9 protein-coding genes and 1 riboswitch are annotated in these 19,850 nt (G+C 46.8%); of the genes, 8 read left to right on the plus strand and 1 reads right to left on the minus strand.

Features of this window, described 5'->3' with window-relative positions; genetic code table 11:
- Window positions 1–51 precede the first annotated feature (51 nt).
- The 8 genes from PODO_RS04355 (at window position 52) to PODO_RS04390 (ending at window position 17,386) form a co-directional block, all read left to right on the plus strand.
- The gene (locus PODO_RS04355) at window positions 52–3,441 is read left to right on the plus strand and encodes a tubulin-like doman-containing protein (protein ID WP_036680810.1); all 3,390 of its coding nucleotides are present in this window, start codon (window positions 52–54) and stop codon (window positions 3,439–3,441) included.
- Between the two features lie 4 nt (window positions 3,442–3,445).
- Window positions 3,446–5,848, plus strand: coding sequence for a transcription initiation factor TFIID (locus tag PODO_RS04360; RefSeq protein WP_051491149.1), 2,403 nt, complete (start codon window positions 3,446–3,448; stop codon window positions 5,846–5,848).
- A 287-nt stretch (window positions 5,849–6,135) separates the two neighbouring features.
- Entirely contained in the window at window positions 6,136–7,410 is a 1,275-nt protein-coding gene (locus tag PODO_RS04365) for a vWA domain-containing protein (protein ID WP_036680812.1), read from the plus strand.
- A 24-nt stretch (window positions 7,411–7,434) separates the two neighbouring features.
- Complete coding sequence (locus tag PODO_RS04370) at window positions 7,435–8,076, plus strand: hypothetical protein (RefSeq protein WP_036680814.1); 642 nt, start codon at window positions 7,435–7,437, stop codon at window positions 8,074–8,076.
- 82 nt (window positions 8,077–8,158) lie between these two features.
- A complete protein-coding gene (locus PODO_RS04375; protein ID WP_038568871.1) occupies window positions 8,159–9,421 on the plus strand; it encodes a hypothetical protein in 1,263 nt (420 codons plus the stop codon).
- Window positions 9,418–12,414 (plus strand): GAP1-N2 domain-containing protein, encoded by a 2,997-nt coding sequence (locus PODO_RS04380; RefSeq protein ID WP_052096792.1) that lies wholly within the window; start codon window positions 9,418–9,420, stop codon window positions 12,412–12,414. Before PODO_RS04375 ends, PODO_RS04380 begins: the two co-directional genes overlap by 4 nt.
- A gap of 127 nt (window positions 12,415–12,541) precedes the next feature.
- A riboswitch (cobalamin riboswitch) is annotated at window positions 12,542–12,744 on the plus strand.
- A 170-nt stretch (window positions 12,745–12,914) separates the two neighbouring features.
- The gene (locus PODO_RS29845; RefSeq protein WP_051491156.1) at window positions 12,915–15,479 is read left to right on the plus strand and encodes a DUF4430 domain-containing protein; all 2,565 of its coding nucleotides are present in this window, start codon (window positions 12,915–12,917) and stop codon (window positions 15,477–15,479) included.
- A 200-nt stretch (window positions 15,480–15,679) separates the two neighbouring features.
- Window positions 15,680–17,386: a methyl-accepting chemotaxis protein gene (locus PODO_RS04390; RefSeq protein WP_036680818.1), complete on the plus strand. Its 1,707-nt coding sequence runs from the start codon at window positions 15,680–15,682 to the stop codon at window positions 17,384–17,386.
- A 1,228-nt stretch (window positions 17,387–18,614) separates the two neighbouring features.
- On the opposite strand, the gene PODO_RS04395 is transcribed toward PODO_RS04390, so the two are convergent.
- Window positions 18,615–19,751 (minus strand): polysaccharide deacetylase family protein, encoded by a 1,137-nt coding sequence (locus PODO_RS04395; RefSeq protein WP_038568873.1) that lies wholly within the window; start codon window positions 19,749–19,751, stop codon window positions 18,615–18,617.
- Window positions 19,752–19,850: the final 99 nt, after the last annotated feature.

Raw genomic sequence — 19,850 nt, forward strand, 5'->3', positions numbered from 1 at the left:
TGCAAGATATCTGAAGTACAGCTTCCGCAAAACTTTTAGGAGGATAAGCATATGAAACCAGTAGTAAGAGAGCATATACAGCAGTTGGATGTATCACTAGGCGGCGGGATTGTCAGCGATAAAATCAGGGTGGATACGATTGATAATCCGATCCTGATCATTGGACTAGGCGGCACGGGCATTGATGCCCTGCTGCGTCTTAAATATCAGATTAACCGCCGCTTTAAGCTGCCGGAGGATCCAATATCCAAGAAGAAACGGGACAAGCCGGATAATGTGGAATTTCTAGCTTTTGAGACGAATGAACAGGATCGCGGAAAAAAATACAAAGGCATTGGGCTGGACCCGCAAAATGAATTTGTACTCCTGGCGAATGCTGAAATCGGCGGACTGCTACAGAACCGTAGTATTCTCGATTCTTATATTACAGATTGGCTGTCACCTGAGTTAAGTATTACAGATGGTATGAATGGTGCCGCTGGCGTGCGGCAGGCTGGACGTCTGCTTTTGTTCACCAAGATTAATCAGGTTGTAGGCGCGATTGATAAGAAGATCAAGACGTTATCCGTAGGCACTAACAAAAAGCTGATGGTCTTTCTGCTGACAGGTCTGTCGGGCGGTACAGGCAGTGGGGCTTTCTTGGATATTGCCTATATCGTACGCGGTATTATTGAACGTGACTACGGATCAGCCGGTATTGACCGTGTGAACACACTGGGTTATCTCTTTACACCTGACGTGAACCTGTCTAATAAAAGTCTAAGTGAGCACACGCGTGAATATATTCGCAAGAACGGTTATGCAGCGCTAAAAGAGCTGGATTACTGGATGAATGTGGACAGTCGTGGTGAGCGATTCCAGCAGCAATACGGTAATATTTTGACGGTAAATTCACCGCTGCCTCCATTTAATCTATGTCATTTGATCTCTGCAACGAATACCGAGGGTAAGCTGCTGGAGAATGCGTACGATTACTGTATGAACGTAACGGCGGAGAACATCACGAACTTTATGGCGAGTGAAGAAAAACAGTCTGGTGAAGAATTCGCCATCCATGACTATATCAGTAATATCCGCACCAACATTGCGCAGATGAACAAGACCTACCCAGCTAACTATGAATACAACATTATCGGTGCCTCGTCTGCTGTGCTTCCGATTGAGGAAATGACGACTTACCTGGCTTTCCGCTTGTTTGATAAAATGGAAAAAATGTTCCAGCAGGCCCCTGGTCAAGAGGATGTAGAGAAATTCGCACGTAAGCTGGGGATTGATCTCGACAGTATGATCAAGACGTTTGAATCCCGTGTGCCTGAGCCGTTGCCAGGCTACGAGAACAGCGAACGCTTGAGCCATGCCAATGTTGTTAAGAATCAAGTGGTAAGCATGGATACAGAGCTGGAGCAGAACTTCCTGGCTCGTGCCCGTGAAGAATATATCAAATCGAAAAAGCAGTTGCCTGGCGAAATTGTGGGACGTTTCAGTGAAGAGCTGGAGCGCATCTTCCTGCACCCAGAGCAAGGGCCATTCTACGTTTCCCGCCTGCTGTATACCGAGAAGGGCTTCTGTATTTTGAAGCTGATTCAGTCTTATATTGAGGCTTTACGTGAAAGCTTGTTGCGTTTGCCACGTGATATTGAGACGGCTCAGGACAGTGCGGATGAGAAGCTGAGCGATGCCCGCAGTGCTTTTGTCTCCAAAGAGAAGAAGAAAAATGCTTATATTGAGGCTAAAATCAATGAATATTGGCTGCACGCCGATGTAGAACGCACTGAGCAAATGATTCAATTTTACGAGGACTTATATGAGCTCTTAAACGATGAGAACAGCCGGATTTACGGTGTGTTTACAGAGATTCTTAGTGCGCTTAGCTCGATTTTTGCCAAAAACGGGGACATCCTTATCAATGGCGAAGAGCAGGCAGACTATAAAGGAAACAAAACTTATTATTGGAACATTGTGAACGTGCCGGATATTTCGGCAACCATCTCCAAGATCATGGATCAGAAGGACGGCGACGACCTGATTCGCGACTTCACCCGTGAAATGCTGAAGCATTCCGGACGTTGGGTCAAAGAGCAGGAGATTGATATCGTCCGCTCGATTTCGGAATTCCTTAGCGATAAGTTTGGGGATCTGATTACCCGTTCGATGGAGGATTTCCTTGTGATGAAATTCGGCCATGAAGAGCCGCTGGATAAATTCGTTGAGCGGATTATTGCCGGTAAATTGGACGAAGAGGCTGTGCCTACCTTCCACCTTAGCAATAGCTCGGGCAGCTTACATTTCCCATCATGGGGTTTCGTTTCCGTGCCTGTTAAAGCGCCGGGTATCCTAAAAGGGATTCGTAATTATCAGAATAATGCGCTTGGCAAATCGCAATTTACGATCAAGGAAAGCCAAGTGAAAAACCGTATTTTCTGGCTTAACACACGTAACGGTGTGCCACTTTTCGTATACACGCCACTGCGGGTGTTTGAAGAGAACTATGAGCGGACCATTCTCGACAAGGAAGGGATTGGCCGCCATCTCGTGATGACGGATAAGAACAACTGGACGTATCTGCCTTCTCCGATTCCGGAAAAATCATGGGGCGACACTTACGTCAATTCTCGTGTACGTGATTATAACGCTAGAGTGCGTGCAGACTTTGCAAAAGCGCTGGCAAGTGGAGTCATTATTGAAAAAGGTGTAGATGAGAACACAAGTAACAGATATTCTGTTGTGTTCACCAAACCTTTTGATCTGGACACCATTTTGAGTGGTTTCGATATGCAACTGCAATCCACACGCCCGAATCTCGGTGAAGTGAAGAAGGCGGTTGATGAGCTGAAGAGTCTGCGTGAGAAGGGCTTGGAGCGCGAAGGCATTAAAGATATCTTTGGCAGCATCAACAAGGACATGGCGCAGGAGAATCTCATTCGTTCACCGCAGCTGATTTCACGTGTTCGTGTCGAGCTGTCCAAATATGCTGAACTGACTGCCAAAGCCGCTGAGCTTGAAGGTGTGCTTCATCAATATCTGGACGAAGATAAGTGGATGGATCAGTTCATTGAAGCTTTGTATACGGACAGCATTATCAAAAAAGGCGCACTCTACGTTTATGACCGTGATGAAGAAGAGGACGCTTGGGAGCCGTTTGCTAATTTGATGAAAGAGCGCAGCTACGTAGAGTATGCCGTGTATCGGCACTTCCGGGAGCTGGATGAGAAGAGCCGCAGCGTACTGCTGCGTAAGGCAGCACGTCGTGCAGGTGAAATGACTGCCGCTGAAGACGTTACCCCGCTGCTCTATAAGCTGGAAGGACTGTATGTATCATTCCTGGAAGCACGCGACAGCTTGGAGTACGAACGGGTTGAGTATGAGAGCGGCGATGAGATGTACGGATTCTACAAGAGCATGACTAGCAAGCTCGGCAGTATCCGCAGAAAGTTGAAATAGGCCTATGATCAAAACACAGGCATTATCTTATGGTGAACAATATGCGGTACAGGAAGAGGCACAGCGCAGCAAAGGGGATGGACGCAGCAGCATCCATTACCCTGCCCTGTTTCTGTTCGTAGGCGACAAGGTTGCTCCGGCCATCGGTCCGGTGCTGGATAGCTGCGAACGAAAATGGGATAACGCCGGCGGTGTTATGGCATTACATGCTGTGTCAGGTGCAGCAAAAGAGGGAACAGACGGAAGCAAAAGTGAATCTGTTGCGGGAGGGAAAGACCGGGTGCTGGCCATGGCCTTGCCGGAAACGGCAGGGTCAGATCCACGCACTGTGCGTCATGAACTTTACCGCAAGTTTCATGAGGATACACGTTATCTTGCTGAAATGAATAAAGTTATCCGGCGGCTGAGCAACAGTATAGCGGATTATGGACGTCTATATTCATCTTTTGACGTCATCCATCTCTCTATCATTACGCGGGTTGATGATCCGCTTAATGTATTGCTGCCGGAAATTACACTGCTGGCTCGTGCTGTACTCGGCCAGTCCTTCAAGTCCGTACAGACAGATCTCTACGCTCTGATCAATGAGCGGGAGCAAGGGGATAATTTTGGATATTCCAGCTCAGTAGGGCTGGCTTTTCTGCGTGAATTGGACAGAATGCAGGCTACGGACTATAAGTTTAATGCGCCGTTACTTGTGACGGAAGACGGTCTGTCGATTCCAGTTGGCCATGGTCCTTCCGCATTATTTGACCTTGTGTATCTGCTCTCCGATAAAAATGAGCGCGGTATGATGTCTGCACACGGTATGGATGACAACTACGAGATTATTTCTCATATTAGTCTGCTCAAAAATCGGGTCCGCCCGGCTTCTGATCAGGCTACTGGTCATGGCGGATATAACAATATGACCTTCAAAAGCGGCATCAGAGGCAGCACTGGAAGACAAGGCTACGCCTCTGCTGGCTTTTCCGGGGTAAGAAGACCTAATGTTCAAATTGCTTTGGCAGTGCTGTATCATGCGTTCCGGCGGCTTGTCTCCGATATGAGTGAGGGCAGTTCGTGGACTATACGTGAACGGCAGGCGTTGTTAGGGCTGGACCCTGACAGCTTGCGGGAACACGCGGTACAGCTACTTCCGGAGAAAGACGGCCTGAATGAAATGACGGGTTTAATGAGTCACGGACGCCCTTCCTATAATGAACTGAAGCAGCTGTCACTTCGTGAAGCTGAACGGCAGTTGTTCGGTGAAGGGGGCGAAGCTTATTTCCGCAATAACTTTGTGGCAGAGTCAAACCGGAGAGTAGAGGGAATGAATCCATTACGCCAATGGCGCACTATGCTGGCGGCACAGGAAACATCTACGCCTGCGGTAACCTTTTATCAGCTTGCGGAGTGGACGGCAGATCGTGATGAAGCCGGAAGTGTGCTCCATCTTTTACGTCAGCATATGGCAGGCTTGCGTTCCGCGATTCTCTCCATGCAGGAGGAGCTTGAGGATCTTTATGCAGAAAGCGTGGAGCGCCAGCCGTTCCAGCGTGTGCCGCTTTTTGACAAAAGAACAGTACGTAACTTCATTCATTACTTATTCTCAGCCGTATATGGCAAAAAATATGAACTATTGGGCCTAGAAAGTGAGCTTGCCCTATGCAGTCGTTTGGAATCTGCACTTGAGCAGCTTCATATGGAAAGTATGGCTCGTGTGAAAGCTATGGAGACTTTGGAGGAAGAATTGCGTATTACTGTTATGGACAGCATTGGGCGAACAAACGAAACAACGGGCCAGAACGTAATGGAATACTACCGCGTAGTCACAGAAGAAGTGATGAAGGATATCGAAACCCGGCGTGGACCTGGAATATTCTTCAGTGAGAAGTACATGGGCAGTATCTCCAAGCTCTTAGAACAAGGGAAAGAAGCTGTGATTGAGCGTTTGATTGATATTTGCCGCCGGGAGCTGCTGACAGCAGAACCTTTCAATTTATCTTTTGAGGAAGAGCTTCTGCGGCGTGCAAATGTTGCGGCTGCCTATGAGAATCGTCAGGTTCTATCGAGGGAAGAGCTGTTCAAGCGCTTGTATCATAATTTGGAAGAGGGCGCGGCCATTAATGTTCGGCTATTCGAATATACGCAAGAGCATCGTCATGAGGAGAAATATTTCTTCGGAGACAGTTCATCAGAATTCCTACGCTACGCATTTGGAGTGGATGAGACAACTCGGATTTACCGGTTAGGATTCGTGCATGAGCAGCGGAGGAGCGGAGTGGAGAAGCTCAACCTGATGGGCGGCTTTCATTTAGAAGACCTGCTCTATTATCGCAACGGTAAGGTCTATTATGAGACTTATGCTCAGAATGGCTATCAGCTCCATGGGCTGAGTGAAGATCAGCTTCCTGAGATGCGCTGATGGCGTAATAGATGGGTACCCTCACTTTGAGTCCCTTTATTGCCTTTGTGCAATATTGATACAGTAGATTTAAGTAGATTTCTGGGATAGGGACATTTCTCCTTATTTCCAATGCACACTGTGCAATAGAATAGAAATAGTTGTTCCTCCTACTCCATTCTATTGCACAAAGTGCAATCTGGGGGATGATAACACATCCGGGTAGCCCGTTTATCAGGCAGCATAACCCCCGGAATGTTTAAAGGATAATAGTACAATTCAGGTTTTCCCGGAAAGGAAGTATAACGATGCAGAGAAAAATCAATCTGCTGCTGCTCTTCTTCAGTCTGATCGGCGGCGGGGTCGCCTTTCTTTTTGGCGAATGGCTGCTAAGCTGGTATAACGATCTGCCTTCCATCCTGCTTGTGGGTATTTATTTTGCCATTGTGGCGCTGGGTGTCGGTGTAGGCTGCCTGCTTGCAGAGATGATCTCGCCACGACTGAACGGAGCTTCATGGAAACAACGCTACCTGGGGTTATCGTGGAAACTGCTGCCTCTGATGATTGTCCTTGCACTTGGAGTTGGAGCCTTAACGGAGTTCGTTTATGAACTGAATTTTGGCGGTGCCAGACCGGTTAAGAATGTGGTGATGGCTATCGATGACTCAGGCAGTATGACGCAGAGTGATCCCGATAATAGCCGGTATTCAGCAGCAAAAGCGTTAATTACAAAAATGGACACTGACAATAAGGTGGCCGTGGTGACCTTTAACAACGAAGCTGTAGTTGTCCAGCCTTTAACGCCACTTTCAAATTCGGAGAATCGTGAGAAGGTGCTGACTGCAATCGATAATCTGCAGCCAACCGAAGGCGGCACGAATATTAGCGGTGCGGTCTCGGAGGCACTCAAGGAAATTGATAGTGACGGCAAAAAAGACCAAGGAGCTATGGTCATCTTGTTGTCTGACGGAGTGAGTAATTTCGATACCACAAGAGAGTTGCAGGCTTATGTAGAGCGCGGTATTGCCGTGAATACCATTGGTCTGGGCTTGAATGATCCAGCAGGCAATCAGCTGTTGCAGGATATTGCGAGAGTGACAGGCGGACACTATTATGATGTCAAGGATTCAGCCCTTCTGGGCGATGTGTTCCAGCAGATCTATGACCGTCTGGGAGATCGGACGCTGCTAACTGAGCGCAGTGATTCAACGGCAGACAGTCCTTATTATGCTGCGGTTCGTATATTATCATTGATGTTGATGGGGGCTGCGCTTGGATTAGGTCTGGGAATTATGTTTGATAACCGTCATTTGGCTAAAAGCTTTGGGATTGGCGGCGTAATATCTGGCTTGTTCGCAGGACTGATTCTGGAATTTGGACTTAGCGGTGACTCCTTTACAGATAGTCTTATTCGTCTTCTGGCTGTTCTAATATTAGCTGCTATTATTGCATTATTTACAGGCGTCATTCCGGTAGGTGAAGGACGTATTTATCGAAATAGAAGAAACAATAACGCAGCGCCTGCACCAGCATCGGATAACTTTCCGGGTCGGCGCAGAAACCGGAACAGCAAAGGATTCTAGTGTAGCGGAAAGGGGTTTACATTAATGAGGTACGCCGAGGTTAATGCTTCCGCTCCGGGAATAACGGATGTGACATCCCAAGTGGATGACCGATTCTGTACGCTGAGATGGCGCTGGCCGGACGGCGTGCAGGCGGTGTACATCCACAAAACCTCCGCAGAAGCGGCTGACATGGGAACCGGAGATGATCCGCCAGTAGGGATGAAGCTCTACACTCGTGAGGAATACAAATCTAACAATGGTTATCGTGATCGATTGGATGATATCGGCCTGATATCCTATACCATATTTGCTCGTCTTGCTGAGAACGGTGAGACTGTACTGGTGAGGCAAAGTGATGGTGTGAACCGGGTGATGGTCAGTGCAGGCAAAGCCCGAATCTATTATTCCATTCAACAAAAAAAAGCCTTATTCGGAAAACAAAAGACCGTACATATGGCGATTACGGCAGAAGTGCCCGTGGCACGGGATGTCCTCTGTTATGTCAAGAAACGTGGAGGGCATCCGGCAGGGAAAGAGGATGGTATTCTCTTTCCCTTCGTACAGGATTTCGCTCCTGGACGCAATGTACTTCCGCCGATTGAAATCGGTAAGGATGATTTTGTACGCATCTTTTTCACCGATGGCAAGAAATATGGGCTTTATTACGAATTGGTACCGGAGTGAGACTCGGTCTACGTGTACAAGCGGGTAATGAGCAGTGCGTTCATAGCAAGTACGTAGATACAACTTTTGGGAGGATGAGTAGATGTCTTTTTTTAGCCGTTTTATGAAAAAGAATCAGCCGGAGCCGCGGCCGCTTTTTTACGATATAGTGTGTCCGTATTGCTTCACCAAATTCTCTCCGGAGGATGTCGTCTTTCGGGCTATGCACAGCCGGGAGGACGATGAAAATTACGCATTGGGTGAGGATGACGCCTTGAACAAATACCGTGAGCGCTTCGGGCTCGATACGGTAGATGACATAGAAGCGATTATCAACCCGGCGGATATTCCGGAAGAATATCATCATTACACGGATCATGTGTTAACTGGGCTTACGGATCGTTACGGTGTGCTTACGCGCAGACGGCTTTGCCCGGCCTGCCATAATGAGCTGCCGGTGACTGCCGGGAAGGTGCCAAGTAACATCATCTCGATTATCGGGGCATCCCAAGTCGGGAAATCGGTGTATATGACCTCGTTGATCCACACGTTGCAGCATACTACAGCAGGTCATTTTGATGCCGCTTGTATGCCGCTTAATGCAGAGATTAGCCGTAAGTTCCGTACATTGTATGAAGAACCGCTTTTTGAGCGCGGGGATCTGCTGGCTTCTACACAGAAGGAAAAAATGCAGGAGCCTTTTATCTTTCAATTTGTCTTTAAGGATGAAAATAAACCGCCACTGACACTTGTATTCTTTGATGTAGCAGGTGAGGGGATGGTGGATCAGGATTATCTTGGACTTCATGGTCAGCATATCAAGAACTCTGCGGGTATTCTGTTTATGGTCGATCCGCTGCAAATCCGTTCTATCCGTGAAAAAATTCATATTAACATCGGTGACCGCCCCGGAGAATGGGTCTCACAATATGACGAGCCGCGCGATGTGGTGCTGACGATGTTTGGTGATTTTATTGCCTATCAGGAAAAGAGTAAGACAGACATTCCAACAGCGGTTGTACTTGCAAAAAGTGATATGCTGCATTCGCTGAAGGATGAGGATGGCGATTATATCAAGTCCAACAGCAATGTGTTCAATAACTATGTTCATCGCAAAACATTAAACATGGACGAGTTCCATAACATCGACGGGGAAATTCGCAGATTTATTGGTAAGGTGGACAGACCCTTTAAAGATACGATGGATGTTTATTTCGCGAATACGGGTTATTTTGCAGTATCTGCGTTGGGCAGCAATCCTGTGAATCAAAAGATTGAGGGTGTAGTAAGCCCGATTCGTGTAGACGAGCCTTTTATTTGGCTGCTGCATAAGCTGAAGTATATTGAGGGGAGCGACGGCCCGTGAATGGTTTCTCAGGGTCAACAATCGCCCAACAGATGTATACCCGCGAACGTCGCGGAGTGTTTCGTTCCACAGAAGGCTTCGATACGGTAGCGAAATCAGATAGTCTAGACAATAATTTTGTGAAAAAAATCCTTCATCCCTTCTGCCTCTACGATGCTCCTGCGGAGTTGACCGCGCGTGGGGAGAAGGATGAGGCTGCATATCCTGGTGCGCTGCACCTATTTCATGCCGAGAACGGGGATACAGTTATTGGGCTTAGTCGTTATCAAGCGGCCGATTTCACAGGCCAACGAAGCGCCTTTTTTGCACATAACTATGTAGTTCCTGCTTCACGTTCCGAAGAAATTGTCCAGAGCTATGGGGACTGGCTGCATGCTGATTTTGCAGAGAGTTATACTGGAGAGCTTGGTGGAACTTTGCCGGAGCTGCCCTCTATTCCAGTTGTTCGCACAGACCGCAGCCCTGACCCAATCGCAGGCTTACGCTTGTTAGGGATTGATGAAGGGATATTCAAGGCGTTATTGCAAGCTGTGATGCTCTCTGTAGCAGGTAAGAAAAAAATCTACGTGGCTCTAAACGTACCTATCACGGAGTTGTCCGCGCGGGCGGTGGAGCTTACAGAAATTCTGTATAGCGTGCTGCCGTATGAATTCCGCCGTAGATTAGGCGTGATTACGTATGCGAATGAACCGAAAAGCCGTAAATATATACATCTTAGCTTTGTGGAAAAAGGTTCGCTGCGTCCCGGTGATCGCAGTATTGAGAAGGATTATACCTTCGATTTGGCTTCCAGACGGATGGGAAATGTCGATTTTGGTGAGTCCCGCCAGCCTTATGCTGATTTGGTGTGGAAGCTGTTACTGCTGAATCCAGGAGATATTAACGACTTTGTAAGCTTCGCCGATCAGATTCTGCGTGGAGAGAGTCCTGAGCATAAGCTATCCCTTGCTTTCTATAATGAGCTGGCTATATTTTATGAGATTGAGCAAGGGAACGAGCATTTATATACGGAGAATAAGAGTGCGGTGCTAAGTGGTTTGCTCTCTTACCTTAAACCAGACGGTGCAATTCATTCTAGAATCCGCTTGAACGATATTTTCTTAGAACGGTTCGACCGGGAATTTGATCTGATTCGGCAAAGGAATGTGCCAGATCCGGCGATTATGGAATGTTTTAAGGAGTATTTTGTACTTAAGGATCACAATTACAGGGTCAGAATCGTGGATTATTTCATCAATGGGATGCTTCATAGTGTGGAAGCGGGCCGCAAGGATATCTTGAGTGCCGCTTACGGGATCATTGAGAGTAATGATGAGTTAAGTGGAGCCTACTTCCAGCGCGTGATGTCTGAAACATATTTCCGTAAGCAGCTACTTGAGCCTTATATGGAATCAAGACTAGCTGCGGCGTCCAGATCTGCGGATATACTGAGCTTTGTACTCCATTGGGGGCGGTTCCTGCCAGTGGCGTTAGAGCAGTCTTTTGCTCAAAATGCTGTGAAGGATTATTTGCTTGAAAAGCTCCAGCTGGAACATGATCCGGTGGCTTCTGTAGCGGAAATTCATGAAATTGTAGATAAGGCAGAAAAAGATCGCCGCAAAGGAACAGGAGTTGCTCCTAAGGCACTCTCCCTAATGCAGGATCTTGCTGCTTCAGCAGATAGATTCTTACTGAACCGCTTATCGCTTTCCGATATGACGCAGGAGGAGCTTCTGGAGGTAGTTTTTTTACGGTATGGTAATGTTGTCGATTGGCAGCCGCCACTGGATAGGATTAGCAAGCAGAAAGAGAATGCGCTGCGTGCAGCTTACCGCTGGTTTGGTGAAGAGAAGCCGAATGAAGAGATTTTTACAGGATTGTCTCCGCAGGAACTAGACGATGTGCAGCTACTGGGTCGTCGTTTGCTAAAAGAGGCGCGTGTTCTGGAACCCTTTGAACGGCTTCCGCTAGCCTTTTACTATACAACTCAGCGTGAAGGGGGTCCGCTGGATTACGATGCGCTTCTGGAGCTGTTAAAGCGTAAATCCGGTTCCGACAAAGAAATCATCTATCGGTTTTTTGCTTGGTCGCAAGGCAATCCTTTATTTACGGTTTCGAATAAAAAGCTGCAACCGGGTTACCGTAAGGCGATTCTGAAGTATTTCCTGAGCAGTGATCGTGAAGCGTTCAAGAATCGGGAATTCCGAAAGAACTATGTCGCGGCAGCTCGGCCTGCTCTGCAAAATGTGTACAATGAAGCCCGCTCCCAACTGGCTTCCCCGCTGGCGCGCTGGATCAGCCGCAGCCGATTTCGACTCTTAATCTCCGGCTCCATTACGGGTATTCTGGTGATTATTGCAATTATCGTATTCAGTATGTTACGCCCGGATGATACGAAGACGGCTCTGCCGGGGACAAGCCCTGAGCCGACCCCTGTTCAGAGTGCAGGTAATGAGCTGCCTCCGGCTTCAGTATACTTGAAGGATCAGAGCGACGAAGGAGATAAGGGGAGCAGCATATTGGTGTTCACCTTCGCAAGTGCAGATGACTGTGTGCAGTTTCAACCGACTGAGATTAGTTTAATGTCTTCGTCTACAGAGATAGATAAAAGCTTTAAGGTCGCTGCTACGAATGGCACTTGTCCAGTGCCGTCAACGGATGGGACGGATGAGGGAAACGCCGCAGCCGATTCAGATGCCGCTGGCACTACTGGAGGAACAGCAGAAGGTGCAGATGCTCCTAACGCAGTAGCTGATGCTTCTCCGTCTCCTACGCCTTCCTCTGATACTGAGGACAGCACTGGGTTGCCTTCCGCAACAGCTGTGACTGAAGGTGAACAACCATCCTATCAGGTTGAGGTTACATTGGAGCCTGGAGCGACAATTCTAGAGAAAAGTATGATCAAGGCCGGAAGATTTACATTGATCGTAGATCCCGACCCTAATTTTCCACCAGCTTCTGATTCAAGTGCTGAACCCTCCCCAACTGCAAGTCCGGAAGGAACAGCCGAATAACAAGCTTTCTGAACAGCAATACCTACCGGCAGGTGGTGTATTGCTGTTCATTTTTTTGCTGCCCATACTAAGCTTTTCTATAGACATGCTATGTATTAATAGATATGATTATGGATGTCAAAATAAGATACTACATACTGGAAAAGGTGCAGACTCTATCAATCTAGTCGTCTGCTTAAAAGGGAAGTCCGGTGCATGAGTCCGGCGTGGTCCCGCCACTGTATGTGCGGAGCGTTTCTTCTATAAGCCACTGCCCTGAAGGTAGGGTGGGAAGGTGAAGAACAGCGATGAAGCATTAGCCAGGAGACCTGCCTTTTTTGTGAGCGTTTCTATTCTTCGTGGGGTAAGAATGTGGAACATATACAGATGGACTATCGGCAGGAAGCAAGCGCCGGAGCCTCGATTTGTAATCTTCCCTGACCGCCCTCCAAAGGGGCGGTCTTTATGTTATGCGTCTTATTCCCAGCAGTACCCATTCTTATACAGAAAGAGGTTAAACAATGAAGAAAATCATGTCTTCCAAGTTTGTAGCACTTGGGCTGGCCTTATTCATGGTCATTTCAATTCTAGGAACATCTCTTGCTCCGGCAGGACAAATATTTGCAGAAGCGAGCGCTGGCTCCGGTCTGGAAGCAACTGCTGCGGAGCGGATTAATGTTGCGGATGCGACTTATGCGGCTGCAGAATATCTCTTGAAAGGTGGCGTGCAATCGGATTGGCAAGCTATTGGATTAGCGCAAGCAGGATATAAGCTGCCAGCCAGTTACCATTCAGAGCTTGAGAAAAAAGTAAAGGATGCAGCTGGCAATTTCGCCAATGTAACCGATTATGCTCGAATCGTGCTCGCAGTGAGAGCGATTGGTGCAGATCCTACTAGCTTTGCTGGTAACGGAACGACTCCTGGCTATAATCTGATTGAGAAAATTTATAATAACAGCAAGCTCAGTGAACAGACGCTAAATAATCCGGTATATGCCTTACTTGCGCTGGATTCTGGTAAATATAATATCCCAAGTGACGCGAAATGGACGGCGGATAAGCTCCTTACGGAGATTCTCTCCAAACAGAATCCGGATGGGGGCTTTGCATTAACCTCGGGCGCAAGTGAGTCTGATATGACAGCGATAACCTTGACGGCTCTGGCGGCACATAAAAATAATCCTGAAGCCTACTTAGCAGGGCTACAAGCCGTAGCTTGGTTATCTGCAGCTCAAGATAGCCATGGGGGTTACGGTGACAGTGCTGAAAGTAGCGCACAAGCAATCCTTGGACTCACATCCTTCGGAGTTGATCCTAGTGGATTAGAATACACCAAAAACAAAGTGGATCTAATGGAGAACCTGCTTAGCTATCGTCTAGCTGATGGTAGCTTCACCCATAGCCGTGGTGGAAGCAGTAATGTTCTGGCGACAGAGCAAGGACTTCAGGCGCTGGTTGCGTATAATTTGCTGTATAAAGGAAGCAACAGTAAGCTATACGATTTTTCCAAATCCTCCGTTCAGAGCTCACTCATCTACGCTCCTGTAACGATTGAGGGACCACGGGCCACGTTGGCACAAGGGTACGCCTATGCTGGCAACGCACTTGGAGCGTTAGAGAAGCTGGCGCTTCAAACGAACTTGCCGATCACGAATCCTTCGGGCAGTTATGTGACTGGCATCGGAAGTATTGCTGCTGGAAGCTTTGGTGGTTATGACGGATGGATGTATGTTGTATCACGTGACGGAAAATGGATTAATCCCGATGTAGGCATGAGTGATTTTGTACTTAAAGATTCAGATCAGGTACTGGTTTATTATGCCGGAGATGACACTAAACTTGTGGATTCCGTTACCCTTTCCAAAGCAAATCTTAAAGAGGGCGATTCTTTTAACGTCATTGTAACTAGTAAGACGTGGAAATGGGACGCTGCTACGAACACTTCCTCTCCTGTAACTGCAAAAGCTGCGGGTGTTCAGGTCCAAATTGGAGCTCAGACGGTAACGACGAATGCTAAAGGTGAGGCCGTATTCTCAGGAAATGTGCCCGCAGGTGACTATACACTGACTGTAACTGGCTACCGCGAAGGTAAAGCGCCAACGGTTGCTAAATATACAAAAGCTATAAAGGTAATTTCTAAGAATGTAACAGCTTCACTTACCGTTGAAGGCCCGGAAGGATTGATTAGTGAAGGGACTTTAAAAGCCTCCAATGCTCTTGAAGCGTTGCAGCAACTAGGGTCTACCGATGATTTTAAAGTAGATATCACCAAATCGTCTTATGGCAACTTTGTATCAGGTATCCATGGAGTTTCGCAAGGTACTTACGACGGATGGTGGAGCTTCGTAGTATCACGCGGCGGGGAGTGGATATATCCAAGTGTGGGTATGGATGCGTTCGAACTACAGGAATCCGATCGTGTGCTTGTCTATTATGCAGGTGAAAATACACAGGTTATAGATTCTGTGGCGCTTTCCCCAACGCAGCCAAAAGCTAATGAAGCTTTTACCGTAAAGGTTTCTCAGAAAAAGTGGGTGTGGAATCAGGACAGTTTCACTTCTGATCCGGTTACCTCACCAGCAGCAGGTGTGCAGGTTTCGATTGGTGATAAGAAGGTAATCACGAATGAACAAGGTGTAGCTGTTGTTGATGGGGGTCTCCCGGCAAATAGCTATACAATGACTGTTACCGGCTATGCTAAAGACAGCGTACCGAGCGTAGCGCGTTATACTCAGTCTCTGACTGTTGGATCGTCTGTTATTGCTCCAGCTAAAGCTACCGCTACCCTTTCAGTGATTGGAGATAGCCGGAAGGGAACCATCCTAGCCAGTACAACAGTAGCTCTAAAAGAGGGCGAAACGGCTTATAGCTTACTAGTCAGTCAATTAGGCACTAAGGTAGTATCATCCGGCAACGCTGGAAGCATCTACGTGAAGTCTATTGACGGGTTGGCTGAATTTGATGAAGGCCCAAGCAGCGGATGGAAGTATAAAACGAACCGGGATGCTGATCCAAGCATAAGTGCAGACAGCTATATTTTGCAGAACGGTGATACTTTATATTGGTACTATACCTCTGGAGAATAAGGAAGAGGATTGATTAGGCGGGTACATGGATTCGGAGTAACTAACGGATCGGGTGCCCGCCCTTTTTATATTTGGAGGAAAGTCGTTTTATGACAATATATACTTTTATTCGACACAATATTCAAAAAATCATCAAACTCTTAGCCCTTCCGACCGATAAAAATAGATAGATCATAAGATAATGCGAAGGCGGAGTGTAGATGAAAAATTTGAAAGTGAAATACAAAATAGGGCTGCTTTTGGTATTCGCTGTAATCATGGTGAATGTTGTAGGGGGCATAGGCATCATCACGATGACCCGAATGGCCGAAAAGACAAATGAGACATATAATGAAAATTTATTGCCTGTTTCTTACGTGGGGCAGATGCGTACGAATAATCGGGCTATTGAATCCTATCTTTTGGAGCGTTTGATTAGCGTTGATGCCAGCAAAAACAAAGAACTTTCTGAGAGTATCCAAGTGAAGGTTCAGGATAACAATGAACTTATGAACAAGGTGAAAGCGATTCAGTATAATGATCCTGCTATTGTAAGTAAAATCAAAGAGTATGAGTCCTTTTTGCCAGATTATCGCGCACAGCGGGACAACATTATAAAGATTGCTGATAGTAATCATAATCAAGAGGCCTATCGAGTATTTTCAGGCGAGTTTAACGATTCCCGTGAAAAAATGATCAACCTACTTAAAGGAATTAGTGATTCGTTGCTTAAAGATGCTGATGAACACAATTCAGATTCCATGGCAACCGCTAAAAGCATGCGGGTAAACAATACCATAATGATTACGTTCGCCTGTGTGATTTGTATCGTGATTAGTATTGCAATCATTCGACTGATAACAAAACCCCTTAAAGAACTGCAAGGAATAATGAAGCGGGCAGAAAATGGAGATTTGACCGTAATAGCAACGTACACTGCCAAGGATGAGATCGGCCAAATTAACAGTTCATTTAACAATATGCTGCAGGGCTTGCGGAAGATGATGCAAGGGATTGCAGAGAGTGCGGAGCTGCTGTCAGCTTCATCGGAAGAGATGAGTGCAAGCGCTGAGCAGACCTCATTGGCTTCACAAATGATCGCTGTATCTTCTGGAGAGATTGCCGCGGGTTTTGATGAACAGACAGAGAGCATTAACAATACAACACGTTCCATAAAAGCAATGACCAATGATATTGCAGCCGTAGAGGGCAGCAGCTATGAAATGTCGGATCTAATGGGCGTAGTTTCCGGTTCATCGGATCGTGGAGTAGAGGCTGTAGACCAAATCATTGTGCAGATGAAGGAAATTGACCTCAGTGTAACTCAGAGTCAGGAGATTGTTTCTAATCTGGGGACATTGTCACAAGAGATTAATACAATTATTACAACGATTAACGGTATTGCTACACAGACGAATCTGCTTGCGCTCAACGCTTCTATAGAAGCAGCACGGGCCGGTGAGCATGGACGGGGATTTGCTGTAGTTGCTGGAGAAATTCGTAATCTGGCGGAAGCAACTAGAAATAGTTCTTTGCGGGTTACAGATATTATTACACATATCCAAAAGCAAACCGAAAGCGCAGTAGAATCCATGGCTTTGGGTACTGAGCTAGTCACCAATGGCGTAGTTCAAAGTCATCTGGTATCTCAAGCTTTTCATGAGATTCAGACTTCCATTAAAGAAGCTACCTTACAGACAGCCGAAATTAGAGAAGCGGTTGCTCATGTAGCCATGGAATCACAAGGTGTGGCAGCAGCTATGGAACAGGTCAACGTTATATCTAGTAAAGGGGCGGAGGGTGTTCAGGACACAAGTGCAGCGAGTCAGGAGCAACTATCCGCAATGGAGGAAATGTCGGCTTCAGCTCAGTATTTAGCGGTGCTGGCAGAAGATCTGCAAAAAATATTGTCCAGCTTCAAACTATAGAGCTTCATAATAATGTTAAAAAAACAGCAGAGCAGCGGTTCTCCAGTAACGGAGATCGCTGCTCTGCTGTTTGTGGTTTTAGCAGATTGGGAGCAAGCGCGAGCCAGCTGATCTCAGTTGGTCAAGGTGGGAGAGATGTAAGTTGGTCTCAGCAGCTCAGGAGCGGATAGATGTAAGCTTGTTTCAGTAGGTTGCGGGCAAACATATGCTATGTGACCTCCAGCGACACTATTGGCAGGCAAGACAGAGGGATGGAAACAATAAAAACTTCGGCGATGATCGGTATACTCGTACCCCATAACCTGTAAACCGTACCCCGTACCCCGTACCCCGTACCCCGTACCCCGTACCCCGTACCCCGTACCCCGTACCCCGTACCCCGTACCCCGTACCCCGTACCCCGTACCCCGTACCCCGTACCCCGTACCCGTACCCCGTACCCCGTACCCCGTACCCCGTACCCCGTACCCCGTACCCCGTACCCCGTACCCCGTACCCCGTACCCCGTACCCCGTACCCCGTACCCCGTACCCCGTACCCCGTACCCTGTAGCCTGTACCCTGTACCCCGTAACCCTAGTGTCCCCGGCTGTTCTCTAGTTTTTTAAACACACTATCTACTTGATATTCCCCAGTTTAATGTCATCTGGGTCCGATAATGTGGGCTTATGCTTACCCCCACAGGCTATCGGACACAGCCGCCGCTATTTGCCCATTTATCACCATTGGAGCGAAGTTTCGGACTCCAGTGCAGCTATTGGTGTGGAAAACGCTGGAAACTGGTTTATTTCGCATCAATAGCGGCTATGAGGTCCGATAGCGTCCGAAATATAGCTAAATCCAGCAATTAAGGTCATCTGGGTCCGATAACGTGGGCTTATACTCATCCCCACTGGTTTGCGGCTTGGAAGCGGAGTATCGGACACAGCCGCCGCTATTTGCCCATTTATCGCCTTTGTAGCGAAGTTTCGGACACCAGCGCAGCTATTGTTGTGGAAAACGCTGGAAACTAGTGTTTTTCGCACCAATAGCGGCTATGGGGTCCGATAGCACCCGAAACAGTGGCAAATCCAGCAATTAAGGTCATCTGGGTCCGATAGAAAAACTCGGGAGCATGAATGTGGTTGGATTAAACAAAAATTAGTGTTTAGTTCAAGACTTGAAAAAAGAGGGGATCCCAACAGCTAGTTCACAGCTGTTGGGATCCCCTCTTGATTTTTAATAAAAACTCAGCGTGTATCCTTCCAGAAATTTAGAGGTTTCAGATCTGAGCTAATGACGTGGAATGTATATCCTTCTTTTTTCAATGACTCTAAAATACGAGGAAGCACTTTAAGTGTAGCCTTTTGATCATGCATCAGAATAACTGGATTGGTCTGCGATTTCTGCAGCTTATGAACCTGATTCATAACCGAATTATAGATCGTCGTACTAGCATCCTTGTATTTCCAATCCTCAGAGTCCACGTTCCAATCCCACAGATGATAACCTTGAGCCAACACTTTATCTCTAAAGGTCTTTGTGAAATAAGGTTTGCTTCCATAAGGAGGACGAATCAGTGTGGTGCTTTGACCTGTAATCTTTTTCAAAATGGCGTTATCGTTATCCATCTCACCCAGTGCAGCGGCAGGTGAAGCATAAAACTTCTCTTTCCGGTGCGTCATTCCATGCAATGCGAGACCATGTCCTTCATTCGCAATCCGTTTCACTTGCGCAGTATGCTGGTTCATATTCGGTCCGATCATGAAAAAAGTTGCCTTCGCATCATATTTTGCCAAAATATCAAGCAATGTAGAAGTAGTGGCCGTTGGTCCATCATCAAAGGTGAGGTATACGGTCTTACCTTGCTTCCCAACAGTTGGCGTAGAAGTTCCAGGAGTTGCGGTTGGCTTCATTTCCTTTTTAAATTTACTCACAAATGTTGCATCATCTAATGTAGCTGAGCCATCTTTTACACGCAATAAATTTTGATCTGCTTTAAAGGAAATTCCGAAACCAAGATAAGAAGTCAATTTCAGTGGAACCATGGTTTTTCCGTTTTTCAAAAATGTATTCATGGATATGGTCTTTCCATCGCTTAGAGTAGCTGTTGCATGATCATTCAGCAGTTTGATTGATCTGTTCTGACCTGTAACTTTTATCCCATCACTCACTCCAGTTAGCGTTAACTTAAGTTCCTGTGACAGATCACGTAGAGGAACGTAATAGGTATCTTTTACCGAAACTGCTTCAATAGTTGTTAACTTATCGTTCACACCTAACCTAAGGGAGCCTGCACCTGCTGCATTCACTGAATCTATCGCTCGTATTGATCCAGAACCTATGAATAATACGATTAATAATAGCCATACTTTCTTTAAAGACATCGTCAAAAATCTCCTATCTATGTATATTTGTCTATTACCTTATCATACATTGATAGAATGAAATTTGAGAGATTGTAACCCCCAGCAGAATAATTTGTT

The sequence above is a fragment of the Paenibacillus odorifer genome (assembly GCF_000758725.1).
GTDB lineage: Bacteria > Bacillota > Bacilli > Paenibacillales > Paenibacillaceae > Paenibacillus_AQ > Paenibacillus_AQ odorifer.